The 26697-nt window shown below is 65.7% G+C and carries 25 protein-coding genes; 14 read left to right on the top strand and 11 right to left on the bottom strand.

Features of this window, described 5'->3' with window-relative positions:
• Positions 1 to 16 precede the first annotated feature (16 nt).
• The 4 genes from GGC64_RS27050 to GGC64_RS27035 all read left to right on the top strand — a co-directional run bounded on the left by GGC64_RS27050 (position 17) and on the right by GGC64_RS27035 (position 2497).
• Positions 17 to 424: a lumazine-binding protein gene (locus tag GGC64_RS27050; protein ID WP_192725949.1), complete on the top strand. Its 408-nt coding sequence runs from the start codon at positions 17 to 19 to the stop codon at positions 422 to 424.
• A gap of 19 nt (positions 425 to 443) precedes the next feature.
• Positions 444 to 857: a rhodanese-like domain-containing protein gene (locus tag GGC64_RS27045; protein WP_192725659.1), complete on the top strand. Its 414-nt coding sequence runs from the start codon at positions 444 to 446 to the stop codon at positions 855 to 857.
• Positions 842 to 2074, top strand: a complete 1233-nt coding sequence (locus GGC64_RS27040; protein ID WP_192725658.1) for an O-succinylhomoserine sulfhydrylase — start codon at positions 842 to 844, stop codon at positions 2072 to 2074. The genes GGC64_RS27045 and GGC64_RS27040 overlap by 16 nt, the downstream gene beginning before the upstream one ends.
• 69 nt (positions 2075 to 2143) lie before the next feature.
• Entirely contained in the window at positions 2144 to 2497 is a 354-nt protein-coding gene (locus GGC64_RS27035) for a hypothetical protein (protein WP_370582352.1), read from the top strand.
• A gap of 264 nt (positions 2498 to 2761) precedes the next feature.
• Here GGC64_RS27035 and GGC64_RS27030 read toward each other — a convergent pair whose 3' ends face one another.
• Together GGC64_RS27030 and GGC64_RS27025 are read right to left on the bottom strand one after the other, a co-directional pair.
• The gene (locus tag GGC64_RS27030; RefSeq protein WP_192725656.1) at positions 2762 to 3625 is read right to left on the bottom strand and encodes an SDR family oxidoreductase; all 864 of its coding nucleotides are present in this window, start codon (positions 3623 to 3625) and stop codon (positions 2762 to 2764) included.
• A gap of 20 nt (positions 3626 to 3645) precedes the next feature.
• The gene (locus tag GGC64_RS27025) at positions 3646 to 4086 is read right to left on the bottom strand and encodes a hypothetical protein (protein ID WP_192725655.1); all 441 of its coding nucleotides are present in this window, start codon (positions 4084 to 4086) and stop codon (positions 3646 to 3648) included.
• Positions 4087 to 4183: 97 nt separating this feature from the next.
• On the opposite strand from GGC64_RS27025, the gene GGC64_RS27020 reads away from it, so the two are divergent.
• Genes GGC64_RS27020 through GGC64_RS27000 form a run of 5 tightly spaced genes read left to right on the top strand, consistent with a single transcriptional unit; the run spans position 4184 to position 8521 of the window.
• On the top strand, positions 4184 to 4675 hold the full coding sequence (locus tag GGC64_RS27020; protein WP_192725654.1) for a GNAT family N-acetyltransferase: 492 nt from the start codon (positions 4184 to 4186) through the stop codon (positions 4673 to 4675).
• Positions 4672 to 5739: an LLM class flavin-dependent oxidoreductase gene (locus GGC64_RS27015; protein ID WP_192725653.1), complete on the top strand. Its 1068-nt coding sequence runs from the start codon at positions 4672 to 4674 to the stop codon at positions 5737 to 5739. The genes GGC64_RS27020 and GGC64_RS27015 overlap by 4 nt, the downstream gene beginning before the upstream one ends.
• Positions 5736 to 6851: an LLM class flavin-dependent oxidoreductase gene (locus GGC64_RS27010; protein WP_192725652.1), complete on the top strand. Its 1116-nt coding sequence runs from the start codon at positions 5736 to 5738 to the stop codon at positions 6849 to 6851. Before GGC64_RS27015 ends, GGC64_RS27010 begins: the two co-directional genes overlap by 4 nt.
• Before the next feature lie 3 nt (positions 6852 to 6854).
• Complete coding sequence (locus tag GGC64_RS27005) at positions 6855 to 8189, top strand: NtaA/DmoA family FMN-dependent monooxygenase (protein WP_192725651.1); 1335 nt, start codon at positions 6855 to 6857, stop codon at positions 8187 to 8189.
• Positions 8190 to 8230: 41 nt separating this feature from the next.
• Positions 8231 to 8521 (top strand): hypothetical protein, encoded by a 291-nt coding sequence (locus tag GGC64_RS27000; protein WP_370582378.1) that lies wholly within the window; start codon positions 8231 to 8233, stop codon positions 8519 to 8521.
• A 10-nt stretch (positions 8522 to 8531) separates the two neighbouring features.
• Here GGC64_RS27000 and GGC64_RS26995 read toward each other — a convergent pair whose 3' ends face one another.
• The 4 genes from GGC64_RS26995 to GGC64_RS26980 form a co-directional block, all read right to left on the bottom strand.
• A complete protein-coding gene (locus GGC64_RS26995) occupies positions 8532 to 10358 on the bottom strand; it encodes a RiPP maturation radical SAM C-methyltransferase (RefSeq protein ID WP_192725650.1) in 1827 nt (608 codons plus the stop codon).
• A complete protein-coding gene (locus GGC64_RS35350) occupies positions 10355 to 13117 on the bottom strand; it encodes an AMMECR1 domain-containing protein (protein WP_192725649.1) in 2763 nt (920 codons plus the stop codon). The genes GGC64_RS26995 and GGC64_RS35350 overlap by 4 nt, the downstream gene beginning before the upstream one ends.
• Positions 13117 to 13692: a hypothetical protein gene (locus tag GGC64_RS26985; protein WP_192725648.1), complete on the bottom strand. Its 576-nt coding sequence runs from the start codon at positions 13690 to 13692 to the stop codon at positions 13117 to 13119. The genes GGC64_RS35350 and GGC64_RS26985 overlap by 1 nt, the downstream gene beginning before the upstream one ends.
• An 88-nt stretch (positions 13693 to 13780) precedes the next feature.
• Entirely contained in the window at positions 13781 to 14521 is a 741-nt protein-coding gene (locus GGC64_RS26980; RefSeq protein ID WP_192725647.1) for an MBL fold metallo-hydrolase, read from the bottom strand.
• Positions 14522 to 14556: 35 nt separating this feature from the next.
• Between GGC64_RS26980 and fgd the strand changes: the two genes are divergently transcribed.
• The 3 genes from fgd to GGC64_RS26965 are packed head-to-tail and all read left to right on the top strand — an operon-like array spanning position 14557 to position 18803.
• On the top strand, positions 14557 to 15567 hold the full coding sequence (fgd, locus tag GGC64_RS26975; RefSeq protein WP_192725646.1) for a glucose-6-phosphate dehydrogenase (coenzyme-F420): 1011 nt from the start codon (positions 14557 to 14559) through the stop codon (positions 15565 to 15567).
• A gap of 12 nt (positions 15568 to 15579) precedes the next feature.
• Positions 15580 to 17673: a phosphate acetyltransferase gene (gene pta / locus GGC64_RS26970; RefSeq protein WP_192725645.1), complete on the top strand. Its 2094-nt coding sequence runs from the start codon at positions 15580 to 15582 to the stop codon at positions 17671 to 17673.
• Entirely contained in the window at positions 17673 to 18803 is a 1131-nt protein-coding gene (locus tag GGC64_RS26965) for an acetate kinase (RefSeq protein ID WP_192725644.1), read from the top strand. Before pta ends, GGC64_RS26965 begins: the two co-directional genes overlap by 1 nt.
• A gap of 30 nt (positions 18804 to 18833) precedes the next feature.
• Here GGC64_RS26965 and GGC64_RS26960 read toward each other — a convergent pair whose 3' ends face one another.
• The 4 genes from GGC64_RS26960 to glnX form a co-directional block, all read right to left on the bottom strand.
• Positions 18834 to 19175, bottom strand: coding sequence for an STAS domain-containing protein (locus GGC64_RS26960; RefSeq protein ID WP_370582351.1), 342 nt, complete (start codon positions 19173 to 19175; stop codon positions 18834 to 18836).
• A 229-nt stretch (positions 19176 to 19404) separates the two neighbouring features.
• A complete protein-coding gene (locus GGC64_RS26955) occupies positions 19405 to 21687 on the bottom strand; it encodes a serine/threonine-protein kinase PknG (protein ID WP_192725642.1) in 2283 nt (760 codons plus the stop codon).
• Entirely contained in the window at positions 21687 to 22640 is a 954-nt protein-coding gene (locus GGC64_RS26950) for a glutamate ABC transporter substrate-binding protein (protein ID WP_192725947.1), read from the bottom strand. The genes GGC64_RS26955 and GGC64_RS26950 overlap by 1 nt, the downstream gene beginning before the upstream one ends.
• The gene (gene glnX, locus GGC64_RS26945) at positions 22640 to 23959 is read right to left on the bottom strand and encodes a protein kinase G-activating protein GlnX (RefSeq protein WP_192725641.1); all 1320 of its coding nucleotides are present in this window, start codon (positions 23957 to 23959) and stop codon (positions 22640 to 22642) included. The genes GGC64_RS26950 and glnX overlap by 1 nt, the downstream gene beginning before the upstream one ends.
• Before the next feature lie 145 nt (positions 23960 to 24104).
• Between glnX and GGC64_RS26940 the strand changes: the two genes are divergently transcribed.
• On the top strand, positions 24105 to 24608 hold the full coding sequence (locus GGC64_RS26940) for an NUDIX hydrolase (RefSeq protein ID WP_192725640.1): 504 nt from the start codon (positions 24105 to 24107) through the stop codon (positions 24606 to 24608).
• On the opposite strand, the gene thiE is transcribed toward GGC64_RS26940, so the two are convergent.
• Positions 24580 to 25251 (bottom strand): thiamine phosphate synthase, encoded by a 672-nt coding sequence (thiE, locus tag GGC64_RS26935; protein WP_192725639.1) that lies wholly within the window; start codon positions 25249 to 25251, stop codon positions 24580 to 24582. The genes GGC64_RS26940 and thiE overlap by 29 nt on opposite strands.
• Positions 25252 to 25326: 75 nt before the next feature.
• Here thiE and GGC64_RS26930 point away from each other — a divergent pair, with 75 nt between their 5' ends.
• On the top strand, positions 25327 to 26694 hold the full coding sequence (locus GGC64_RS26930; RefSeq protein WP_192725638.1) for an NAD(P)/FAD-dependent oxidoreductase: 1368 nt from the start codon (positions 25327 to 25329) through the stop codon (positions 26692 to 26694).
• The last annotated feature ends 3 nt before the right edge of the window (positions 26695 to 26697 follow it).

The raw sequence follows: 26697 nt of genomic DNA, 5'->3' as shown, positions 1-26697 counted from the left end.
TGCCGACCGGCCGACGATGGCGCCGTTTGTGGGTGCGTTGGCAATCATTGCCCTCGTCGTGATCGCAATCGTGCTGTTCAACGTCTTCGGTGATGACGAACCGCCCGCCGGTCAGCAGGTGGGGCGGGCCGCGGTCGGTCAGAACGACGCGCTGCAACGGCAGAACTTCGCCGACTTCCGCACCTACACCTGCCGCGCGCAGCAGGGAGTGGAGGCCGATGTTCTTGCCCGGCAACGGGATTCGGTGGCCAAACGCGGCGAACGGTTCGTCGACGACGTCACCGATATCAAGGTCGACGGCGACCGTGCCACCGCGAAGGTGACCTATCATTTCGACAAGGCGCCGGACGCCAAAACCGGTGTTGGAATGACGTTTGTGCGCGAGGACGGAGCATGGAAGGTCTGTTCGACCGGCCCCAGCTAGCTGTGCAAGACTTCCGATCGTGAGCTACGCGGGAGACATCACGCCTGAGGAGGCCTGGAAGCTGCTGAACGACAATCCCGACGCCGTGCTGGTCGACTGCCGCACGGATGCCGAGTGGCGGTTCGTCGGGGTGCCGGATCTGAGTTCATTGCAGCGCGACGTGGTGTACGTCGAGTGGAACCGCACCGACGGGAAGCACAATGACCACTTCGTCGAGGACCTGAAGTCCGCCGGGGTGACGCCGGGCGAGCGGCCCGTGGTGTTCCTGTGCCGGTCGGGCAACCGTTCGATCGGGGCCGCGGAGGCCGCGACCGAGGCGGGCATCGCGCCGTCCTACAACGTGCTCGACGGGTTCGAGGGCAACCTCGACGAGAACAAGCACCGCGGCGGCACCGGATGGAAAGCCGTCGGCCTGCCATGGAGACAATCTTGAGCACGAACGATCAGGTTCCCTCGGTCCGCAGACCGGCCCAACTGCCCGACGGCGTCAGCCAGGCCACCATCGGTGTGCGCGGCGGTCTGCTGCGGTCGGGCTTCGAGGAGACCGCCGAGGCGCTGTACCTGACGTCGGGGTACGTGTATTCGTCGGCGGCCGAGGCGGAGAAGGCGTTCACCGGCGACATCGATCGCTACGTGTACTCCCGCTACGGGAACCCGACGATCTCGATGTTCGAGGAGCGGTTGCGGCTGATCGAGGGTGCGCCTGCCTGCTTCGCGACGGCGACAGGGATGGCGGCGGTGTTCACGTCTTTAGGGGCGTTACTGGCCGCGGGCGATCGGTTGGTGGCCGCACGCAGCCTGTTCGGGTCGTGCTTCGTGGTGTGCAGCGAGATCCTGCCGCGCTGGGGCGTGGAGACGGTGTTCGTCGACGGCGACGATCTGTCGCAGTGGGAAGAGGCGCTGTCCGTCCCGACCCAGGCCGTTTTCTTCGAGACGCCGTCGAACCCGATGCAGTCGCTGGTCGACATCGCCGCGGTAAGTGAAATGGCGCATGCGGCTGGCGCAAAAGTGGTGCTGGACAACGTCTTTGCCACACCGATTCTGCAGCAGGGTTTTCCGCTCGGGGTCGACGTCGTGGTGTATTCGGGCACCAAGCACATCGATGGGCAGGGCCGGGTTCTCGGCGGCGCGATCCTCGGCGACAAGCAGTACATCGACGAACCGGTGCAGAAGTTGATGCGGCACACGGGGCCGGCGTTGAGCCCGTTCAATGCGTGGACGCTGTTGAAGGGTTTGGAAACGCTGGCGGTTCGGGTCGAGCATCAGAACGCGTCGGCGCAGCGCGTCGCGGAGTTCCTGGAGAACCACCCGTCCGTCAGTTGGGTGAAGTATCCGTTCCTGGAGTCGCATACGCAGTACGACCTGGCCAAGCGCCAGATGACCGGCGGCGGAACCGTTGTCACCTTTGAACTCAAGGGCGGTACGAAGGAGCGCGCGTTCGAGGTGCTCGACAAGCTGCAGATCGTCGACATCTCCAACAACCTCGGCGACTCCAAGTCGCTGATCACCCACCCGGCCACCACCACACATCGGGCGATGGGCCCCGAAGGCCGCGCCGCGATCGGACTCGGCGACGGCGTGGTGCGAATCTCGGTGGGGCTGGAGGGAACTGAAGACTTGATCAACGATCTCGATCGGGCTTTGAGTTAGGTGTCGCGGCGGTCCGAGTCCAAGAAAGCCCGCCGGAACAAGCGGCGGGCGTCCCGGGGCGCGGGTTGGGTGCCTGACACCGTCATGGCCGACCTGGTGGCCACCGAGGCCGCCATCGCCACCGATCTGGAAGAGTTCGATGCGCGAATCACCGAGCGCGGCTGGGCATTTGACGAGGACGAGTCTGACGAGGACTTCGTGTTCTGGCTCTATGAGCCATCGGTCACCGACGTTGCTTCCGATGAACTGGCGCCCGTGACGACGATCTGGATGTCGGCGGCCGAGGACGCCGAGATCGTTCATCTGATGTTGGCCGGCGCCTCGGAATCAAGCGAGTTCACGCCCGAGGAGTTCTTCGGTCACGTCGAGACGATCGAGGCTTACCGGGCCGGCGATCCGCGGTTGGAGTTCAACACCCCGTAGCGCCGCCTTGAGCGCAATGCGCAAAAGCCGTAAATCGCTTGTTACGCGGTTTGTGTGCACAAGCGAGCCATCGCGAGTGTGGACACATAGCTTGTTGGCACCCAAACGACCACGCCAACAGGAGAATTCAAATGACTGCCAATACGAATGCCGAACACGACTGCGCGGATCACGGCTGCCTGGCCGCGATGCTCGGGCTCGACCTCGACGACGCCACAGATCAACAGCCGTAGCGACAAAGTCGCTCAGAGCCGGGCAATGCGACTATCCCTTGTCCGAGCCCTCGACCACACCCTGCGCGGCCTGGGCGCGCTGCTCGTAGTTCTGCCGCGCCGCGTGGTCGAACTCCAGGAACACGCTGTCCAGACCCAAACGTTTGTTGAGCCAACGCCTTCCGCGCGGACCAAGCATCTGGCACGCCTGCGCGGTGAACCGCAGCGCAGGCGGCACCGACACGTGCGTCTTCGGCTTCTCCAGCGTCTTGATCACCGCCGCGGCGATGTCTTCAGGCTCGACCGGCTTGATCGCGCCGCTGCTCTTGGTACCGGAGATGAGCTCGGTTTTCGTGAACGGCGGCATCACCACCGACACCTCCACACCGTGCGGCGCCATCTCGTCGGCCAACGCGGCCGAAAGCCCGACCACGCCGAACTTCGCGCCCACATAGACCACCTGACCCGGCACCGGGATGAGTCCGGACAGCGATGCGATGTTGATGATGTGGCCGCGGCGGCGCGCGACCATGTCCGGCAGCGCCAACTGACAACCGGTCAGCACCCCGTACAGGTTGACCTCGATCGAGGAGCGGATCGCCTGCTCGGACTGTTCTAGGAACGGCCCGATCGGCATCACCCCTGCGTTGTTGATCAACACGTCGATGTGGCCACCGCCGTCGGTGCGTGCCTTGTCCAGGAACGTCGCGAAGGACTCCCGGTCGGTCACGTCCAGCGGATAGCCCGACACCGGGCCCAGCTTGGTCAGGTCGGCGACCGCCGACTCCTGCAACGCAACGTCACGGTCGCCGATGACCACCCTGGCACCGCGGGCCAGCAGCGCCTTGGCGGTGGCGTAGCCGATGCCGCGGGCGGCGCCGGTGATCGCGATGGTCTTGCCATGGATGTTGTCCATGCGGCCAAACTTTACACGTGTCAAGTTTGTCTTGGAAGAGAGCTGTCGCGGGACCGTTGTCGAGCGCCGATCCACCGAATAAACAGCATGAACGACGCGATTATGGCTGCCGCGATGGCTCCCGCGGCCAAACGCCAGAGCGCCCCGTCGGCCGTGTAGGCCTTGTCGCCGTGGACCCGCACCTCTGCCGTCGCAAACATGGGGTAACCGCCGTGTCGTCCCTCGATCCCGCCCGTCTGGGACTGCCCGTCCACGCTCCAGTTGCCGGTGCACGCCCGTGGTCGCATCGCCCGAGAAAGTCCGGAGTGGCGGCCCGTCGAAGCACGTTGGACGTGGCAGTGGATGCCTGTCGCGGTCGTCGGCGTCCCGGTTTCATAGCGATACCAGTCATACGCGCCGGATCCGAGGTAGTAGAGCGGCCACGCCGCGAGCAGCAGGATGACCGCCACGCGCCACATCATCAGCAAATGGTCGCACCGCTGCGGGTATTTGGAATCAGTCTGAGCGAATCAGCCCTTCTGGAATGCGTCCCGGCGCGTCGCGTTAGACAGTTAAGTGATGTCCGTACCCGTCAATCAGCTGCGCTTCGTCGCGGTCGGCCAGGACGACCCGCTGGCCGAGCCACTGCTGGCTGAGCTGACGGTCGAGTACGCCAGCCGCTACGCCGTGGCGGAAGAAGATGTGTCGAAATGGCTGCGGGGTTACCCGGCCGACGAGTTCGCCGCGCCCGGCGGCGGCCTGCTCATCGGGCTGCTCGGCGACGCCCCCGTCACCGGCGGCGCTTTCTGCCGGTTCGACCCTGACACCGCCGAGTTGAAGCGCATCTGGACCGACAGCCGCTACCGCCGCCAGGGCCATGCCAAGAAACTGCTGGCCGAGCTCGAGGCCGAGATCGTCGCCCGCGGCTATCACCGCGTCTATCTGACGACGGGCGATCGACAGCCGGAGGCCGAGGCGCTGTACCTGTCCGCCGGATACACGCGACTGACCGAGCCGCTGCCCGCGGAGGGCGACGTTTTTCCGATCGCATTTGTGAAGGCATTGACATGACCGAGCAGCTACACCTCGCGGTCGCCCTCGACGGCTACGGCTGGCATCCCGAAGCATGGCGGCACACGCCGGACCTTCCGCCCGTGACCAGCGGCCGCTACTGGGCGGGCCTGGCCACGACGGCCGAACGCGGGCTGCTCGACTTCGTCACGTTCGACGACGCGCTCACTGCCCAACGTCGGCGGCGTCCCGACATCGAACCGCGTTGGCTTGCCGGCCGCCCCGACGCCGTGCTCGTCGCAGCCAGGGTCGCGCCGGCAACCAAGCACATCGGCCTCATCCCCGTGGCCACCGTCACCCACACCGAGCCCTTCCACGTCTCGAAAGCCATTGCCACCCTTGACTTTGTCTCCCATGGCAGGGCCGGCTGGCAGGTGCGGGTCAGCGGCACCGCGCACGAGGCCGAACTCTTCGGGCGGCGCGACATCGAAGGCGTCGACCTGTTCGACGAGGCCTCCGACGCCGTCGAGGTGGCCCGTCGACTCTGGGACAGCTGGGAGGACGACGCCATCATCCGCGACGTCGCCACCGGACGGTTCGTCGACCGCGACAAGCTGCACTACATCGACTTCGCCGGCAAGTACTTCTCGGTCAAGGGCCCGTCGATCACCCCGCGCCCGCCGCAGGGACAGCCCGTGGTGTCGGCGCTCGCCCACGCGACACCCATCTACGAGTTCGCCTCGCGCAGTACCGATCTCGTCTTCATCACGCCGAAGGACGACGACTCGCTGCAAGCAATTCTGACCGAGGTCGCAGGCCTCAAGGTGTATGCCGATCTCTACGTCACGTTCGACGGGACGGCGGATGCCCGCTCCGACGCCTTGGTGTTCGACGGCACGCCAACCGAACTCGTCGACCTGATGCTGCACTGGCAACGATCCGGTGTCGATGGCATCAGGCTGCGGCCCGCGGTCAACGCCACCGACCTACCGATCATCGTCGACGAGGTGGTGCCGCTATTGCAACGGGCGGGCCGCTTCCGCGCCGCCTACACCGACGGCGAGACACTGCGGGCCAGGCTCGGACTGCCGGTCGCTGAAAATCGCTATGCGAGGTCGCGATGAGTGTCCCGCTGTCCATCCTCGACCTCGCGCCGATCAGCGAAGGCTGCGACGCGGCCACCGCGCTGCGCAACACCGTCGACCTGGCCCAGCACGCCGAGCAGTGGGGCTACAAGCGCTACTGGATCGCCGAACACCACTTCGTCGCGGTCGCCAGCTCACAGCCCGCGGTGCTGATCGGCCAGATCGCCGTCGCCACCAACAGGATTCGTGTCGGTGCGGCCGCGGTCCAGCTCGGGCAGACCACCGCCGTCGCTGTCGTCGAGAGCTTCGCCATGCTGGAGGCGTTTCACCCCGGCCGCATCGACCTCGGCGTCGGCCGGTCCGGTCAACGGCGCCGCGAAGCGATCAAGGAGGGCGAGCAGAAGCCGAAGAAGCCGCCGCGAACCGAATGGCTCGACGTCGGCGGCGTGATCGTCCCGCCGCCGTTCGACATGACCATCCTGATGCGCAATCCGAGGCTGCGGGCCAAGATGTCGGTGCTGCAACAACCCGAGGCCGTCTCGCCGGACTTCGCCGACCAGGTCAACGACATCCTGGCGATGCTCGACGGCAGCTACGAGATCGACGGCGTCGACGCACATGCGACGCCCGGCGAGCACGCGGGCCTCACCCCGTGGGTGTTCGGCAGCAGCAAGGGCCAAAGTGCACGGGTGGCTGCGGCCCGCGGCCTGCCCTTCGTCGCGAGCTATCACATCACCCCGGCCACCGCGCTCGACGCGATCGACGTCTATCGTGCGCACTTCCAGCCGTCCGATGCGCTCGCCGAACCGTACGTCGTGGTGTCGGCCGACATAGTGGTGGCCGACGACACCGCGACAGCACAATATCTCGCCTCCAGCTACGGCCACTGGGTGTACTCGATCCGCGGGGGCGACGGCGCCGCACCGTATCCCAATCCCGACCATGTCAAGCCGCTGACCGATGAGCAGCTGGCACTCGTAAAAGACCGCACCGCAACCCAATTCGTCGGTGATCCCGACGAGGTCGCCGACAAGCTCGAGACCCTGCAGCGCGTCACAGCCGCAGACGAGGTCGTCGTCACCTCCGTCACGCACCGTCACGCTGACCGGCTGCGCTCACACGAACTGATCGCCAAGCGCTGGGGAATCTGAACCATGGCCATTCGAGAAGGCAAAGACCGCAAGCAAATTCACCTGGCTGCGCATTTCCCCGGCGTCAACAACACCACCGTGTGGTCGGACCCCGACTCCGGCAGCCAAATCGAATTCGACTCGTTCGTCCATATGGCGCGGACCGCTGAGCGGGGACTGTTCGACTTCTTCTTCCTCGCCGAGGGGCTGCGACTACGTGAGCACCGCGGGCGAATTCACGATTTGGACGTCGTCGGCAGGCCTGACACTTTCACGGTGCTCGCGGCGCTGGCCGCCGTCACCGACTACCTCGGGCTGACGGGGACCATCAATACGACCTTCAACGAACCGTTCGAGGTGGCAAGGCAATTCGCGACTCTGGACCATCTCTCCGACGGACGCGCTGGTTGGAACATGGTCACCTCGTCGGACGCCTTCACCGGAGAGAACTTCCGGCGCGGCGGATTCCTCGACCACTCCGAGCGCTACAAGCGGGCCGAGGAGTTCGTCACCGTCGCCCGCGAGTTCTGGGACAGCTGGGCACCCGATGCTGTGCTCGCGGACCGGGAGAACGGAGTCTATGTCGAGCCCAGCCGGATTCGCGTCGTCGAACACCGCGGACCGCAGTTCGATGTCCGCGGTGTCAGTACGCTGCCGCGCGCTCCGCAGGGCCATCCCGTGCTGCTGCAGGCCGGTGACAGCGGCGATGGCCGGGCGTTCCTGGCCAAATACGCCGATGCGGCGTTCACGCTGCATTCGTCGCTCGAAGCCGGCCAGCAATACTATGCCGACGTCAAGTCCCGCGCCGCATCATATGGTCGAGATCCGAACCAGCTCAAGGTCTTTCCGGCGGCGACATTCGTACTCGGCGACACCGCGGATGAGGCTGTCGAGAAGGCGCGCCACATCCGCCAACAGCAAGTGGGCCCGCAGACGGCGATTGCCATGCTCGAGCAGGTGTGGCAGCGGGACCTGTCCGCGTACGACCCCGATGGCCCGTTACCGGACGTCGAACCGGCCGACGACCCGACCGTCACGCAGGGCAGGGTCCGCCACGGCGACCCGAAGGCCATTGCCGCGGCATGGCGGGAACGCGCAGAGGCCGACAACCTGTCCATCCGCGAACTGGTCATTGCCGTCACCAGCAGGCAGCAGTTCGTGGGCACACCGACGCAGGTGGCCGACGAGATCGATCTGCATGTGCAGTCCGACGCGTGCGACGGCTTCATCCTGGTGCCCCACCTGACTCCGCACGGACTCGACGACTTCGTCGACCGCGTCGTGCCCCTGCTGCAGGAGCGCGGCAGTTTCCGAGCCGAGTACAACGGGCATACCCTGCGGGATCACCTGGGCCTATAGGCTGGCCCGTGGTGTCGTGGACACCGGGGGTGCATGTGTCGATTTCTCAGGCGACGGTGGGCTGGCTGCTTCTTGGCGCCGCCGCACTGACGTTTGTTTTCGGCTTCGCGTCGCGCACGTTCATCGGCCGCAGACGCGACACCAAAGCCGTGCGCGGTCTGGTGCACACCTTCCGCAGGACCGGGGTGGCGCGGGTGCTGTTCGGGCGCTTTGAAGGCGATGTGCTCGACGACGACGAACTCGACAGCATGATCCTGATGCCGACGATCGTCATCGGCTGCGGACTGTGCTTGACCGCGATCTTCCTGCTCGGCTACGAGGTGCTCACCTGAGGCGCTCGGCTCAGTAATGGCGATTGTCGGGCAGAGCAAGGGCCAGGTATCTGCCGTCCAGGCGAACCATCAGGTCGAGGTCGAGAAACCGGCGTAGCCCGGCGTCCAGCATTTCAGCGCTGCAATCGAGCGCCTGAAGCAGTTCCTCGGAGGTTCGGGCGTCGGTGCAGGCTTCGTAGATGGCGGCTTCGGCGTCGTCGAAGCGGTACCGCCGATAGGCGTCGCTGCGACCGTCGTGAATGGTCAGCGACTCCCACGTCTTCACCATGCGCAGGTACGGCTTGGGCGTGCGCCGCCACCGGCGCTTCCAGTCCGCTACCAGCTTGTGGCATTCGGCGTATGACTCGGGGGCGAGTCCGCGGTCGGTGTCGTGTTCGAAGAAGTACGCCACTCGACTCAGGTCGTATTCCGGCGGATAGATGTGGCGATAGCAGCGCGCGGGCCGCAGCCCGTACACCTCGTGCTGCTCGGGTTGGTCGAACATCGGCGAGCCGCGGTCGGGCCGGGCTCTGGCGATCGCGTACGGCGGTTGAAGATGCGGGATCTTGCGCAGAATGTCGGCTTGGGTGCGGTAGTCGTCGACGGTCTCGCCGGGAAATCCGTAAAGGATGTTGTACAGGTTGTTCATTCGGTAGTAGGTCGTCCACTTGAGCAATTCGAGATTGCCGACGCCCGTGACGTTCTTGTGCATCGCGGTCAGCACGTTGGTGCTGAAGCTTTCGATACCCGGCTGCACCGAGAACAGGCCGCCGCGCCGCAGGTCGCGCAACTGCGCTCGGGACAGCTTCGGCCGGATCTCGTAGTGCAGGCGCACGTCACTGTGCGCGTCGGCGAGCCGACCGAAAAGCCGCGAGATGTATGCGGGCGCCATGATGTTGTCGATCGCGTTGAAGTCGCGTACGCCGTATCGCGACGACAACGCCTTGAGCAGTCGCAGCACCCCTTCGGGTTTCATGCTCCTGAACTCCATGCCTGCCCGGTTGAGTCCGCAGAACGTGCAGTGGTTCTTCATCCCGTACCAGCAACCGCGCGCCGTCTCGATCGGCAGCATGACCTTCTTGCGGCCGGGGGAGCGTTCGTAACCCGTGCTGCGCCTGGCGTGAAAGTACTCGTCGAAGTTGGGAATGGGATTGCCGTCCAGCGCGGTGAAATTCGGTGCGCGGCCCTCGTATTGGACCGTGTCGTGCTGGCGCCACATCATGCCCGCCACGCCATGCATCCCGGCACGAGAGTAGATCCGCCCGATCACCTCGGGGAGGGACTGATCCGCATCGCCGCAGTGGATGTAGTCCACCTGCGGATTGTTGAGGAGGATTTCACCGGCGATGTCGTCTTCGAAAGTCGCGCCGCCGAAGATGATCGGGATGTCGGGATGTCGCCGCTTGATGGCTTTGGCCAGCGCGAGGGATGCGAGCATCTGCTGGAATACCACGCTGAAACCAACCGCCCCGTAACGGGTCCAATCGATGTCGGACACGATGTGTTCGACGAACTCCTCGGCCTTCGTCTGATGCAGAGCGACGATGTCGCCGACGTCGGCGCCCGCCCGCCCGGCGATCGCCGCAAGATCGGGGCCGAACTCGTCGAGATATCCGTCCACATCGAGGGACTGACCGAACGCGGCCTTCGACCAGATCCACTCGCCGGCCATGCAGCCGGACACCTCGGAGAGCGCTTCGTTCAAACCCCAGCCCGCGAACTCGCCGAAGCGAAGGAACAACGACATCGGTTCGACTTCGAAACCTGCCCGCTCGATCAGCGGTTTGAGCAAGGCCAACTGGAACGAGGGAAACCGCGCCGCCAACGTGGGCGCGCTGATCAGTGCCATCGGTTTCATCGAGACCACCCGTATGGTTCGGTGTCCAGACTGCCGAGCACCGCCGACAGGGCGTGGTGCACATAGTCGGTGCGAATGTCGCTGGAAGTCAGCGACATTCGGATGCCGCCCCGCGCCCAGCCGGGATTGGGCAGAACAGCGCGGTGAGCATCCAGATACACCAGCCGGCCGAGAAAGCCGATGCCGGCGGACAGGGCAGCGGCATAACGGGTTTCGCGATCGCTGTGGCCGAAATGGTGAGCGGCGGCGCGCACTGCGGCCACAGCCTCCAGATACAAGGCGGTGGTGGCGCCGGGAGTATCGGCCTGGTGGTCGTTGAGGAACGCCCCGGAGCGCACCGACTGGAACCCGAGAGCCCAGTCGGCGATCTCGTATGCGTCCGAGAGCGTCGAGGGGTCGTCCAATGCGACGGCCCACCACGAAAAGGCCTGCGTCAACCAGGTGACCGCGCCCCACGAGTGGTTCTGACGGAACCTCATCCGGTAATACCTGAACGCCCGCCGCAGGTCGGGTTCGCGGATGTCGGTCATCTCCCGCTGAGCGGCTGCGGCCAACGCCATCAGCACTTGCCCTGGCGCGTAATCCTGGTCGCGGTCGTGCCCGCCGTCGCGATGGGTCGTTATCCTGCCGTGGATGTCGATGGCCGACCACAGCATGTCGATGGTGTTGTCGCCGACATGGATACCCGAATGCAGCTGCGCCAGAACGGTAAAGGCCGCCGTAGCGATGGAAGGGGGATGGTCTTCGACCTCCGACGAACCACCAGTGGCGGTGAGCCGGTCCAGATCCTCGGCGCACTGGGTGGCCAGTCCGGCCCGCGCCTTCACCCACGCGCCGTAGGCGAGCCTCGCGGGAAGCACACCGGTCCGAAGCCGGTCGGCGAACACCTGGTAGCGGTTCACCGGCGGTTCTGTCGACGTGTGAACGCGCAGGGTGTATTCCGTCAGCAGTTCACGCAACCGGTTGGCTGTGCCGGGTTCTGGGTCCCGCACTGCGGGCAGCCCATCAACGATCGGGCGCTCACCGTCGCGGTCGGCGATCCACGTCGCGCAGTCATACCGCGTCCAGTGATAGGGCGCCCGGGTGATGCCCGCCTTGTCGATGACCTCGTCGACGTACTGTCGGCGCGTCCAGCTTCGCATCATGGCGACGCCGGGTAGCAGAAAACCGTCGCGCGTGCCCTGGCGGACGCGAAGCGCCTGCTCCCCGAAGCGAATCGGATGCGTCACCCAATCCGGCGAAGCCGCTCCGATCTCGACGGCATTGGCCAGCAGCGAGACGCCCACCGCAATCTCGGCATCGGGAGAAGGTTCGCCGAAGCGGCTGTCGTGAAGAGCTGCTTCAGCCAGGGCGGGCACCTTCGCCGCGAGGTCACCGCTGTAACTGCCGGTGCACCCGACGATCTTGCCGTCGGCATAGACGGTCACGAACAGCCCGATGATGTGATCAGGCAGCTCAACGGATTCCGATGGTGCAGCGGTATCGACGATGTGTAGACGCGCGCCGCGGGCAAGCACCCGGGCCGCGTGCTCAGGCCACGCCGTGCGGGGAGAGTCCGGGGCTCCGGTCGGCTGCCATGTGACGCCGGGCTCGACCGCCTTGCGGACGTCGTGCCGGTACAGCCGGTACGGCTCGAGCGGCTCGAGTTTGGCATTGCGACGTGCAGCATGCCAGAACTGTTGCCACTCGTTGGCGATACCCGGCATCCGGGGCAGCGCCCCACCCATGGTCGCGTCGCGGTCAGCGCTGCGCACCACGATGCCGTAGCGCTCGTTGTCGAGTTCACCGACCGTGCACTGCTCGAGTGCGGTGAAGAATGTCACCGCGATAGCGCACTCGTCCAGAACCTCCTGCGCGTCATCATGTTTCGCTTGGAGTTGCCTGGCGGTGCGCACGGCTGCCAACACCACGTCGCGGGGCGCCCCGTTGCCGGCCTCACCTGGGAAATGCCAGAAGCCGTCGCGCGCGGGACGACGGTTGATCGCGGTTCGGCGGCGAAGGCTCACCCAGCAGCCACCGGCCGCGTCATAGTAGTCGTCGAGGCTGGCAGGACCGTCAAGCACTCGGCCGGAACGGAGATATTCGGCGATGACCGCGCGCGCCAGCGCCGCCGGATGCAGTCCCTCCGCTGCGGGCACGCCGGTAGCCGTCAATGGACCGAACATCTTGGTCGGGTTGGCGAGTCGAGGTGGCTCGCCGTCCATCTGGCGGATGAAATCGGCGTCGATGTCGAAGACCGTCGCCATCCGCAGGCCGCGGCGTATCAACAGTGCGGTGCCTTGCAGGTAGCGGAAGCGGACGAGAGTGACGCCGCCCTCGACATGAAAACCCGCTTGTTCGAGAGTATTTGCGCAATTCCACATCGAAAGCCCGGAACTGACCGAGTCGTCGACGATGACCACCGGCTCAGCCGGATCCAGTTCGCCTTCGATGACCTTCAAGGACCCGTGCTTCTTGGGCTCCTTGCGAATCAGCGCACCGAGGTAACGACCGTCGCCGAGTACCAGGCAGCTTTGCATCAGCGGAATTCCGGTGAGCCCGTAGGTGGCGAGCTGGCGACCTTCGAACGACTCGAGTTCGGCCAGCAGACATCGGGCCGCCAAGCTCGCGCCTTCTGGAGTCAGCGTCACATTGAGCGAGTCCAGCATCCAGCGCGCTGGGGTACCGTCTCGGCTGAGGACGGGCTGTGTGGCCGTCCGGTGCAGAATACCCTTGGTGCGCAACAACTTCAGCAGCTGCTGGCGGTCCTCGTCAGACACTAGTGCGGATCGATGAACGGATCCGGCCCCGAGTCGGGAGCGACCTCCGGGTACCCGGTCTCCGCGACTTCCGGCGCTACCTCCGGATACTCGGTTTCGCTTATCTCGGGCGCGACTTCGGGATATTCGGTTTCGCTGATCTCGGGCGCAACTTCGGGGTGCTCGGTCTCGCTGATTTCGGGAGCGATCTCCGGAGCGCCCGGGTCGATGACTTCTGGAGCGATCTCTGGATGTTGGGGCTCGGTCTCGCTGATTTCGGGTGCGATCTCGGGGTGTTGTGGTTGGGTCTCGCTGATTTCGGGTGCGATCTCGGGGTGTTGTGGTTGGGTCTCGCTGATTTCGGGTGCGATCTCGGGGTGTTGCGGCTCGGTCTCGCTGATTTCGGGCGCGACTTCTGGGTGCTGCGGCTCGGTCTCGGCCACTTCGGGTGCGACTTCTGGGTGCCGGTCACCTGTCGCGTCGCGGTCGGTATGCCATTTCGAGTTGGCCCACTGAAGCGCCTCGCGCGCTTCTCGTTCAAAGAACTCAGGGACGCTGTCGGGGCGTGGCGGTTGGTCATCGGATGCGTCGGGCATTAACCCCCCCAGGTTTACGATCTTCGACGTATTGCCACTCCGAACAATACCGACTCACCTGCGCAAATAGGGCGGAATCCGCCGAATCCTAACGGGTCTGCGGAGCTGCTTTCTCGACTGCGTCGAGGATCGAACCTCGCCATACCGGGCCGTGCCCCGGCAGCAGCACGTCGGTGTCGAGCATGCCGAGCGCGCCGAGGCTGCGCACGCAACCGTCCTGGTCATGGTTGAACATTCTCGGCAGCAGTTGCGGCCCGACGCCCGTCAGCAGCGGATGGCCGGTGACCAACGCGTCCCCGGCGACAAGCACACCGTCGACCACAAACGAGCAATGCCCGCCCGTGTGTCCGGGGGTCGGAATGGCCATCGGCTTACCCGGCAGCCCCGCCGCGACGTCCTCCGTCAACGCCTGAGTGCTCGGAATCCCGTCGCGCACCATGCCACCCTTGCGCGAAATCGCCAGCGTCCACTTCAGGAACCGCGGTTGCCACAGGTGCGGGATGATATCGGCGGGCCCGGCCTGTTCGAGGTACTCCCGCTTGGAGTGTCCGACCTCGGTTGCGTGGCAGAACACCGGTGTGCCATGCGTTTTCGCGAACCAAATGGCGGTGCCGAAATGGTCGATGTGCGCGTGTGTCAGCAGGATCGCGCGGAGGTCCTCGACGCCGAAGCCGAGTTGTCGCAGGGAATCGAGCACATCGTCGCGGTGGCCGGGAAATCCGGCGTCGATCAGCATGACGCCGTTCTCGTCGGCCACCAGCGTCCAATTGACCAGGTCCGTCTCGGCGAAGTGCACGTGGTCGGTGACGGCCGTCAGAGCTGCTGCCATGCCGCGAGTCTAGGCAGGAGAGTAGAAATGGACCCGTGGCTGAACTGAAACTCGGATACAAGGCGTCGGCGGAGCAGTTCGCCCCGCGAGAACTCGTCGAGCTGGCCGTTGCGGCCGAAGAGCATGGCATGGACAGCGCGACCGTCAGCGATCACTTCCAGCCGTGGCGCCACGAGGGCGGGCACGCGCCGTTCTCGCTGGCCTGGATGACGGCCGTCGGCGAGCGAACCAAGCGGCTGGTGCTCGGCACGTCGGTGCTGACGCCGACTTTCCGCTACAACCCGGCGGTGATCGCGCAGGCATTCGCCACCATGGGCTGCCTGTACCCGGACCGGATCTTTCTTGGCGTGGGCACCGGTGAGGCGCTCAACGAGATCGCCACCGGATACGAGGGCGAGTGGCCGGAGTTCAAGGAGCGCTACGCTCGGCTGCGCGAGTCGGTTCGGCTTATGCGTGAACTGTGGTTGGGCGACCGCGTCGACTTCGACGGCGAGTATTACAAGACCAAGGGCGCCTCGATCTACGACGTGCCCGAGGGCGGCATCCCGATCTACATCGCCGCGGGTGGCCCGCAGGTGGCCAAGTACGCCGGCCGGGCGGGCGACGGGTTCATCTGCACGTCGGGCAAGGGCGAGGAGCTGTACAAGGACAAGCTGATCCCTGCCATGCGCGAGGGCGCCGAGGCGGCGGGCAAGGACCCCGACGACGTCGACCGGATGATCGAGATCAAGATCTCCTATGACACCGATCCTGAACTGGCGCTGGAGAACACCCGGTTCTGGGCGCCGCTGTCGCTGACCGCGGAGCAGAAGCACTCCATCGACGACCCGATCGAGATGGAGAAGGCTGCCGACGCGCTGCCCATCGAGCAGGTCGCCAAGCGCTGGATCGTCGCGTCCGATCCCGACGAGGCCGTCGCCAAGGTCAAGGATTACGTCGACTGGGGCCTGAACCACCTGGTGTTCCACGCGCCGGGCCACGATCAGCGCCGGTTCCTCGAGCTCTTTCAGAAGGATTTGGAGCCGCGGCTGCGCCGACTCGGCTGATACGTTTCAGCCGTGCCAACCACCGGCTCATGGTCTTCGCGCGAGCGCTCATCCGCGATTTACGTGGCCTCGCCAGAGGGGGATACCGGCAAGTCGACGATCGCGCTCGGCATCCTGCACCGGTTGGCGGCCACGGTCGCGAAGGTCGGCGTCTTCCGTCCGATCACGCGTCTTGGCGAAGACCGCGACTACATCCTGGATCTGCTGCTGGCGCACACCACCGCGGGCCTGTCCTACGACGAGTGCGTCGGCGTCAGCTACCAACGGCTGCATGAGGATCCCGATGCGGCGCTCGCCGACATCGTCGACCGCTACCACCACGTCGCGGACCGGTGTGACGCGGTTCTGATCGTCGGCAGCGACTACACCGATGTCGCCACCCCCAGCGAGCTGTCGATGAACGCGCGTATCGCGGCCAACCTCGGTGCACCGGTCGTATTGGCGGTGAAAGCCAGCGGCCGAACACCAGCGCAGGTCGCAGAGGTCGTGGATGTCTGCCTCGACGAGATCACCGCACAGCATGCGCACACCGCGGCCGTGGTGGCCAACCGTTGTGACCCGTCTCAGCTGTCTGCGATCGCCGACGCGCTGAAACGTTTCGGACCCAAGACCTATGTGCTGCCCGAGGAGCCGCTTCTGGTCGCTCCGTCGGTGGCCGAACTCGGCGAAGCTGTCGAGGGCTCGCTGCTACGTGGTGACCCGGCTCTGCTCACGCGTGAAGTGATGGACGTCTTGGTAGCGGGCATGACCGCCGAGCACGTGGTGGAGCGACTGACCGAGGGCGTCGCGGTCATCACGCCGGGTGACCGTTCCGACGTTGTCCTCGCTGTCGCCAGTGCCCATGCGGCCGAAGGATTTCCGTCGTTGTCGTGTGTGATCCTCAACGGTGGACTCGAGTTGCACCCTTCGATCGCGTCGCTGGTGTCGGGTCTCGGGCTGCGGCTGCCGATCGTCACGACACGGTTCGGCACGTTCGAAACGGCCAGCCGGGTGGCGTCTGCGCGGGGGCGGGTGACCGTCGGCTCGCAACGCAAGATAGACACCGCGATCGCGTTGATGGACGCCCACGTCGACACCGCGGAGTTGTTGGCGCAGTTGTCGATCCCGATTCCTTCGGTGGTCACGCCGCAGATGTTCACCTATCAGCTGCAAGACCGCGCGCGGTCGGACCGCAAACGAATAGTGCTGCCCGAAGGTGAGGATGATCGCATCCTCAAGGCAGCCGGGCGACTGCTTCAGCGTGGCGTTGCCGACCTGACGATCCTCGGCGAGGAGCAGCAGATCCGCGCTCGTGCCGCCGAACTCGGTGTTGACCTGTCACCGGCGGCGGTGCTCAATCCGCGCACCAGCGAACTCTGCGACAAATTCGCCGAGCAGTATGCCGAGCTGCGCAAGCACAAGGGCGTCACCGTCGAGCAGGCCCGCGAAATCATCCACGACGTCTCGTATTTCGGCACCATGCTGGTGCACAACGACATGGTCGACGGCATGGTGTCGGGCGCCACCCACACCACGGCGCACACGGTGCGGCCCGCGTTCGAGATCATCAAGACGCTGCCCGACGTGTCGACGGTGTCGAGCATCTTCCTGATGTGTCTGGCCGACCGGGTGCTGGCCTACGGTGACTGTGCGATCGTGCCCGACCCGACGTCTGAGCAACTGGCGGACATCGCGATCTCCTCGGCACGCACCGCCGCGCAGTTCGGCATCGACCCCCGGGTGGCGATGCTGTCCTATTCGACAGGCACCAGCGGCACCGGCGCCGACGTCGACAAGGTAAGAACCGCAACCGAACTGGTGCGCAAACGGCAGCCCGATCTGCTTGTCGAGGGGCCGATCCAGTACGACGCCGCCGTGGAACCCTCGGTGGCCAAGACAAAGATGCCCGACTCGAAGGTGGCGGGCCGGGCGACCGTGCTGATCTTCCCGGACCTCAACACCGGCAACAACACCTACAAGGCGGTGCAGCGCAGCGCGGGCGCGATCGCGATCGGCCCGGTGTTGCAGGGGCTGAACAAACCCGTCAACGACCTGTCCCGCGGCGCGCTGGTCGAGGACATCGTCAACACCGTCGCGATCACCGCTATCCAGGCGCAGGGCACGTGATGTCGCGAACCGTCCTGGTGCTCAACTCGGGCTCATCGTCACTGAAATATGCAGTGGTCGACGCGGATTCGACCGCAGAGATCGCCGAAGGGATCGTCGAGCGCATCGGTGATTCGGACGTCGCCGACCACTCGGCGGCGATGCGGATCGTGTTCGACGAGTTGGCCCACCATTTGGACGGACTGGTCGCGGTGGGGCATCGGGTGGTGCACGGCGGCCAGGACCTGTACCGGCCGACGGTCGTCGACGATGGGTTGATCGGCAAGCTAGAAAAGCTGTCTTCGCTTGCGCCGCTGCACAATCCGCCCGCGGTTCTTGGCATTCAGGTGGCTCGCAAGTCGCTACCGGACCTGCCGCACGTCGCCGTATTCGATACGGCGTTCTTCCACGACCTGCCGCCTGCGGCGGCGACGTATGCCATCGATCGGGACATCGCCGAGCGGTGGCACATCCGGCGCTACGGGTTTCACGGCACTTCGCACCAGTACGTGAGCGAACAAGCGGCGGCGTTTCTCCAGGTGCCACTGGCAGAGATGAACCAGATCGTGCTGCACCTGGGCAACGGCGCGTCGGCTTCGGCGATCGTCGGCGGCCGGCCCGTGGACACCTCGATGGGCCTCACGCCGATGGAGGGGTTGGTGATGGGCACCAGGTCCGGCGACATCGACCCCGGCGTGATCATGTACCTGTGGCGCGCTGCGGGCATGAGCGTCGACGACATCGAGACGATGCTCAACAAGCAGTCAGGAGTGCGTGGCCTCGGCGGCGAAATCGACTTCCGGGTGCTGCATCAGCGCATCGAATCCGGGGACAGCGCAGCGCAATTGGCGTACGACGTCTATATCCATCGGCTGCGCAGGTACGTCGGCGCTTATCTGGCGCTGCTCGGCACCACCCACGCCATCGCGTTCACCGCGGGGGTCGGCGAGAACGACGCGGCGGTGCGGCGCGATGCGCTTTCGGGAATGGCGGGGCTGGGCATCGAGCTGGATGACGATCTCAATGCCAGCCCGTCGAAGTCTGCCCGCCTCATCTCGGCCGACAGCTCGCGCACCGCGGTCCTCGTTATCCCCACCAACGAGGAGCTCGCGATCGCCCGGGCGTGCGTGGAGGTGATCGACCAGGGCTAGGGCGAAACGCCCTTCCCACGGTCGTTGCGGCTAGTGCGGGACTGAATCCGCGAGCGGCAGGATGTCGTCGGGGTCGCAGATCTTGAGGAAACGTCGCAGTTCTGGTGCCACGACCAACACCCACGAGGCGCGGTACTGGGCGCAGATCACGTTGACGTGGTGCAGCGTGGCGAACCCGGCGGTGCCGAAGAAGCCGACCCCCGACAGGTCAAGCACCAACTGCGGGCAGCCCGCGATTTGGCGCTCGACGTAGTCGGAAAGGGCACGGCTGTTGGCCGCGTCGACTTCGCCGCTGACCGTCACGACGACCGTCTTGTCGGACTGTCGCGACGCGGAGAAGGTCGCTCGGTGGTGCTCTTCTGGGCGGTCCACGGACTGCGGGTCTGGGCGGAGTACACGACAGGTACCTATTGCAGGCAAAGGAGGCCTCCCTCAGTCGAAAATCGATATTCGTACTGGGGTGCCGTCAGGAATTGGGCCCTACGTCTCAAAGCCGTTGCACTTGGGATTCAGCCCTACGTGCCTATGACGCCACCAGTGGGCTGTTAACTCAACCTGTACAGAGCCTACTACGAAATCCGCAGCCTGATCATTGATATTTCTAGAAAGTGCTGGTCGGCCGCACACTATTTGCCAGATCCACCAGTGCGTAGCGGTGCGCCTGCGTCGGTGCGACCCGGGCCAGGCTGCGCAGCGAGGCCTCCACGCCCAGCTGCAGGCCGTGTTCAGTGAACGGGAAGCCAAGGATGTGGTTGGTGCTTGCGGTGTTGTCGGCCAGCCAGTCCATCGCGGTGCCCAGCACCAGCGCGCGGATCTGCAACACCCGAGGCTCGGTGTCGGGCAGCGCTTCCACGCGGCGCGCCGCGTCCCGGATGTGTTGTTCTGTCACCTCAGTCATCGACCTGCCCGACAGCAGCGTCACCGCACTGGTCAACCGCGCGGTCGTGAAATGCCTTGAGGTAGCGGGTACTTCGTCCAGAGTGCGCACAGCCGCGTCCCGATCGCCTTCCGCGGACTGAGCACGGGCCAGACCGAAGCCGGCCGAGATCACGCCGTTGTCGGTGCTCCACACGGTGTTGTAGAACTTGCGCTCATCGGCGTTACCCGCCAGCTCGGCCGTCGCGGCCAGCGCCAGCTTTGGCGCCAGCTCCCCGGGCAGGGTGTCCAGCACCTCGGTGAAATGCTTCGTCGCCGACTCATAGTCGGCCGACAGCATCTCGGCGACCGCGCGGAACCAGACGAGCCGCCACCGCCAGCCGACCCGGCCCGCGAGGTCGTCGAGCTTGCGGGTGGCCTTTGCCACGTCGCCGAGGTCGAGCAGTGCACGGACCTCCATCAGGGGCAGCTCCACCGACTCGGACAGGTCGATGCCCTCGGAGTCGAGCGACCCGTGCCTTGCCGCGCGCAGTTGGTCTAGCGTCTGCACCGGCTGGCTCAACACGCTGGCCGACAGCACGGGCGCGCCCACGTCGGCCGGATCGACCAACGGCACGGGAAACGCTTTCACGATCTCCTGCGCGGTCAGCTTCTCGGAGTGCACCTGCCCGTCGAGGTACACGTCGGTGTGCGACACCAGCAGATCGACCCCGAATGTCGACCTCGTCGGTGAGAACACCGTAGACAGGCCCGGCCGCGGTACCCCGGTGTCTTGTGCCACCACTTCGCGCAGCACACCGAGCAACTGTCCGGACATCTCCTCGGCGCTGGCGAATCTGCGGCGCGGGTCCGGGTCGATGGCGCGGTGCAGCAGCCGGCCGAACGAGTCGTACTCGCGCAGCACCGGGTCGTCCTCGGGCAGGCCGTCGACGTAGCGGCCCTTGCGGGTACGCAGGTTCAGCGTCAGGGCTGCCAGCGTGCGGCCAACGGTGTAGATGTCGGTCTGCACGGTAGGGCCCGTCCGCACGATCTCCGGTGCCTGGAAACCCGGTGTGCCGTAGAGGTATCCGAACGAGTTGATGGTCGACACCGCGCCGAGGTCGATCAGCTTCAGCTGATCCTCGGTCACCATGATGTTTTCCGGCTTGAGGTCGTTGTAGACCAGCCCGATGGAATGCAGATAACCAAGCGCGGGAAGGATTTCCATCATGAAACCGATGGCTTCGGCCACCGGCAGCCGGTCGCCTTTGGCCTGCTTGAGCGATGTCCCGCCGACATACTCCATCACGATGTAGCCGACCGGGTTGCCGTGCTTGTCGTTGTGCTCGACGAAGTTGTAGATCTTCACGATGCCGGGATGCGTTACCTCGGCGAGGAATTGGCGCTCGGCCATCGCGATGGTCTGCGCCTCGGCGTCACCGGCGTGCACCAGGCCCTTGAGCACGACGGGTCGATCGTTGACGTTCTTGTCGTAGGCGAGATACACCCAGCCCAGTCCACCGTGCGCAATGCAGCCCTTGATCACATACTGATCGGCCACCTCGTCGCCCGGGCTCAGTTGAGGCAGGAACGAATACGCGCTGCCGCAGTGGGGGCACCAGCCCTCCGACAGCGCGTGGCCGTCGGGCGTCGACCGGCCAACCGGGCGGCCACAGTTCCAGCAGAACCGTTTCGACTCGGCGACAACGGGATTCGTCATCAGTGCTTGGAGCGGATCCTTCGCGGGTACGCGCGGGATCTCCACCAGGCCGCCGCCGAGGCGGCGCGTCGGTGACAACGCACGCGTCATCATCGTCAGGTGATCGTGCGGTTCGGTGTCTTCCGTGCCGACCGACGTGCTGTCGAGGTCGTCGTCGAGGTGTGGACGGAAGATGGCCTGGGTCGCCATCGGGCGAATCGTCGACCCGGAATCCATCCCGAGGTCGTCGAATGTGGCCGGCTGGGTCCCGACTGTCGGCTCGTTCGACGGTGTGCCCGGACGTTCTTCGTAGTCCTTCGCCTCGGCCATCAGTCCGAATACCTCGCGACTGGCGGCGCCGGTGCGGGACCGAGGACCGTTAACCACTTGCGGTACAACGTGTACCAGGTGCCGTCGCGGCGGATCCGCTCCAGCGTGCCGTTGACGAACCGCACCAGCCCGGGGTTCTGCAGGTTCACGCCGATGCCGTAGGGCTGTTCGTTCAGGCTCGGGCCGACGATGTGCAGGTATGGATCCTGGGATACCAGGCCGGCCAGGATCGAGTCGTCGGTGCTGACGGCGTCGACCTGCCGCTGCTGCAGCGCCACCAGGCAGTCGGCCCACGTCACCACGCCGACGATGATCGGCGGCGGGCTGATCTGTTGTATGCGATCCAAGGACGTGGTGCCCTTCGCGACGCACACCCGCTTGCCCGACAGGTCCGACGGTTGCGAAATCGACGAATCCCGCGCGGCCAGAATCCGTTGGTTGGCATTCAAATACACCGTCGAGAAACCGACCTGCTTCTTGCGCTCACACGTGATGGTCATCGTCTTGACGACCACGTCGACCTGATTGTTCTGCAGCGCGGCGATGCGGTCGGCCGACGACAGGATGCGGTACTCGACTTGCGAAGGGCTGCCGAAGATGTCGCGCGCGATCTCGCCGGCGATGTCGACGTCGAAGCCTGTGATCTCACCGGTGATCGGATCGCGGAAGGAGAACAGGTTGCTGCCGATGTCGAGGCCGACGATGAGTCTGCCGCGGTTGCGGATGTTGGCGACGGCGGCGTCGGCCTCGGCTTTGGTGTTGAACGGGCGCAGGCTGGCTGTACGGTTGCAGTCTCCTTGCGCGGACGGTGCCTTCGCCGCGACCGGCGGCAGTTCCTGCAGGCCGGCCGGCGTCGGCGGTGCGAGCGTGACGCCTGGCGCCGGCATCACCGCGGCCCCCTGTGCGCAACCGCTGAGTACCGCCACGGCCGCGAGCACGCACAATTTCCTCATCACCGATACTCGCTTAGCCTCGGCCACAACCCCAGCGCCACCGCCAACGCCGCGGCGACCGACAGCGCTGCCGCGCCGACCGTCGCACCCGAGAGCACCCTGCGGGCATTGAGAATGTCATTGCGCAACTGGTTGCGGCTTTCCTCGATGCCCTTGGTGAGCGCGGTGTCGAGCTTGTCGAACGCCGGCGTCGAGTCGTCCTCGCCGGTGCCGAGCGCCACCTGTGTGGCGGCCTGGTAATTGCCGACGGCGATGTAGGCGTTGATCCTGTCGTCGGCGGCCCGCCACCGCTTGAGCAGTTGTTCGGCGTCGGCGAGATCGGTCTTGTCGATGGCGTCGTCGCGGGACAGATAGTCCGACAGCTCTTGCTGCATCGAGTCGATCCGTTGGTAGTAGGACTGCTTGCGCACGTCTTCGTCCCCGCGGCGGATCAACGACAGCGTCTCGTCGGCCCGCGCCTGCTGCGCAGTGATCGCGAGGCTGGTGACGGTCTTCAGGGACTCCGCCGCAGTATCTTTCGCGCTGCGGCTGTCCGACGTCGAGATGACGAGCGCGGTGCCAACCCATATCAGCATGATCAGCACGGCAAGCCCGCCAGCGACGAATCCGATGTTCACCCGCCGACGCGTTCTTCGGGCGAGCCACCGATTCGAGAATGCGCCGAACAGCAGCGTCGCGAGCACCACGAGAATGACCGGCCCGGGAATCTTTGTCGACGCGGTCGTTTCGGCATCCACCCGCGCTGAGGTCTCTTCGTACAGGCGTTGCGCGTCGGGAAGCATCTGGGTCTGCATCAACGACGACGCCTCGGACAGATACGACGAACCGACCGGGTTGCCGGCGCGGTTGTTGGTCCGCGCGGTTTCGACCAGCCCGGTGTACACCGACAGTTGGGCGTTGACGCGGCCGAGCAGTTGCACCATCGGCTCGTCGGTCAGCCCGCTGGAGGCCCGCGCCACCGCCACCGAAGCATCGGTGATGGCCTGCTCGTAGCGCTGGCGGACGTCGCGCGGCTCAGAGCCGGCGATGAACGCGGTCGCCGCTGCGGCGTCGGCCACCGACAGCGTGGTGTAGAGCTGGCCGGCCGCGAACGACAGCGGCTCGGTGTGATTTAGGACGGTGGTGAGCGCCTGTTGGCGGTCGTTGATCGTGGTCGACGTGGCAAACGCGCTGGCGATGACGAGAGCCGAGAGGACGACGCCGATGGTCAGGATGCGACCCGGTGTGGTCCACAGGAACCACCAACGCGGATGCGCGGGGGTGGTCGGCGACCGCGACGCGAGTGGTTCGGTCGAAGGGTGCGCCAACTCCACAGTCACGTGCGCGCGGACCTCATCTTTTCGCTGCTCTCCGGCTATCGTCCCGACCGTTTCACCACACTATAAAAGAATTCTAAGAGTTGTTGTGGTGACGTGTGGGCATTCGAGGGGCACGTCTTTCTTCTGCGTTCCCTAAGCTGAACGAGTGCGTGGCGACGGTGACGGCTGGGTCGTGTCCGACACCGGCGCGGCGTTCTGGGGCAAGCACGGTGCGGCCGGTCTGCTGCTGCGAGCGCCGGGCGTCGACGGCTCGCCTGCGGTGCTGCTGCAACACCGGGCGCCGTGGAGTCATCAGGGCGGCACCTGGGGCCTGCCGGGCGGCGCGCGCGACAGCCACGAAACGCCGGAGCAGGCCGCAGTACGCGAAGCCCATGAGGAAGCAGGCCTGCCGGCCGACCTGCTGACCGTGCGCACAACGGTCGTCACCGCTGAGATTTCGGGGGCGACCGGCAGCCGTTGGACCTACACCACCGTGATCGCCGACGCCGCCGAGCAGCTCGAGACGGTGCCCAACCGCGAGAGTTCCGAATTGCGTTGGGTCTCGGTGGACGAGGTCGCGCAACTGCCGTTGCATCCCGGATTCGCTGCCAGCTGGGAGCGGCTACGCCAAGTCGCGGCGACTATCCCGCTGTTGCCAGCCGAGCTTTGAACCGATGCGCCGCGGCCTTCGGGTCCTCGGCTCCGGTGATCGCCCGCACGACGACGACGCGCGTTGCGCCCGCCTCGAGCACCTCGGACAGCCGCTGCTCGTCGATTCCGCCGATCGCGAACCATGGCTTGTGCGTTGCCAATTCGGCGGTCGCCCGAACAAGGTCGAGGCCCGGCGATGGGCGACCAGGTTTCGTCGGGGTTGGCCAGCACGGTCCCACGCAGAAGTAGTCCACATCTTCGTTGACGGCCGCCGTCGCCTGCTCGCGGTCGTGCGTGGAGCGTCCGATGACGGGGCGCGGGCCGATGATGCCGCGCGCGATCGGCAGCGGTAGGTCGTCCTGGCCGAGGTGCAGCACGTCGGCTCCCGAGGCCAGCGCGATGTCGGCGCGGTCGTTGACCGCCAGCAGCGCGTCGTGGCGGCGCGCCGCGTCGGCGAGCACCTCGAGGGCCGCCAGCTCATGGCGCGCTTCGAGCGGGCCGAATTGTTGCTCGCCTGCCGAGCCCTTGTCGCGCAGCTGGATGATGTCGACGCCGCCTGCCAGCGCGGCCTCGACGAATTCGGCCAGGTCACCTCGCTCACGCCGGGCGTCGGTGCAGAGATACAGCGACGACGAGGCCAGCCGCTCACCGGGTGTTTGCACACGGCGACCCTAGCTGCCGAATTCGAGTACCCGGCTACGCTATGCGGCTCTTGGGGGTCGGGCGATGGTGACTGCATGGCGAAGCTGGGGGAACACGCAGTCGTACTGGGGGCGAGCATGGGCGGCTTGGTGGCCGCGCGCGTACTGTCCGATTTCTACGACCACGTCACCGTGGTGGAGCGCGACGTGCTGCCGCCCGACGCTGCTAATCGCCGAGGAGTCCCACAAGGCCGGCACGTCCACGCCCTGCTGGGACGCGGCTCTGCGGTGCTGGACGAGTTGTTCCCGGCATTCACCGATGAGCTCGTCGGCGCCGGGGCGCCCGCGTTCGACTATCAGGACATGGCCGAGGCGTATTTCTCGTTCGCAGGTCACGAAATGTCGCGCACTGGAGCCTTGAATGTCCCATCGATATTCCTTCCGAGCAGGCCGTTGCTGGAAACCCTTGTCGGGCAACGGTTGCGCGCGATTGAAAACGTCGCGTTGTTCGACGGTTATGACGTCGTCGATCTGGCGTCGACCCCGGAAAGCGACCGCGTAACCGGTGTGCGGATCCGTCGTCATAGCGGTGACGATGAGCAGCTGCTTGCAGCCGATCTTGTCGCGGACGCGACGGGCAGGGGTTCGCGAACGCCGGTATTCCTCGAGGGGATGGGCTACGGCAGGCCTAAGGAAGACAGTCTGCAGGTGCGATTGGCTTACTCGAGCCAACTGCTGCGGCTCCCACCGGGCACACTCGAGGAGAAGCTCGTCCTGATCGGGGCCGTTCCCGGCCGGCCCAGCGGGATGGCCTTCCTCGGATACGAAAACGACACGTGGATGTTCACGGTGTTTGGCATGGCCGGTGTCGAACCGCCCTGCCAGCTGGCCGACATGCTTTCCTACGCCGAAGGCTTTGCGCCTGCGCATGTGCTCGGTGCGATCAGCAACGGGGAGCCGCTGGCAGATGTGTGCCGGTACCGCTACCCGGAGACTCGGTGGCGGCGATACGACAAAATGCGCCGCTTCCCTGCCGGGCTAGTGGTTCTTGGCGATGCGATCTGCAGTTTCAATCCTGTCTACGGCCAGGGAATGACGGTGGCCGCCTTGCAAGCACTGGCGCTCGGCGCGTGCTTGCGTCGAGGCGGGGACGAATTGGCGAGACGCTACTTCCGCGAGGCCGCCAAGCCCATCAGTGTCGCCTGGCAGTTCGCCGTCGGGGCCGATCTGAGCCTTCCGGAAGTGGAAGGCCCCAGACCATGGCTTGCACAGCTTTCCAACAGGTACGTCAGTCGCCTGCAAACCGTCGCGGAGACCGACAGCGCCGTTGCCCAACAGTTCTTCCGTGTGACAGGCCTGCTCGATCCGCCCGCGACGCTGCTGCATCCGAGGATGCTGCTCCGTGCGGCCCGCCCGCGGCGGCGTCATCAGCGCGCTGCGGAGCCAGCACTTACTCCGACATGACGT

The organism is Mycobacterium sp. OAS707 (assembly GCF_014873705.1).
In the GTDB taxonomy this organism is placed as follows: Bacteria; Actinomycetota; Actinomycetes; order Mycobacteriales; family Mycobacteriaceae; genus Mycobacterium.
Note: the sequence above shows the minus strand (reverse complement) of the source record. Positions and strands in the feature narration are given on the sequence as shown.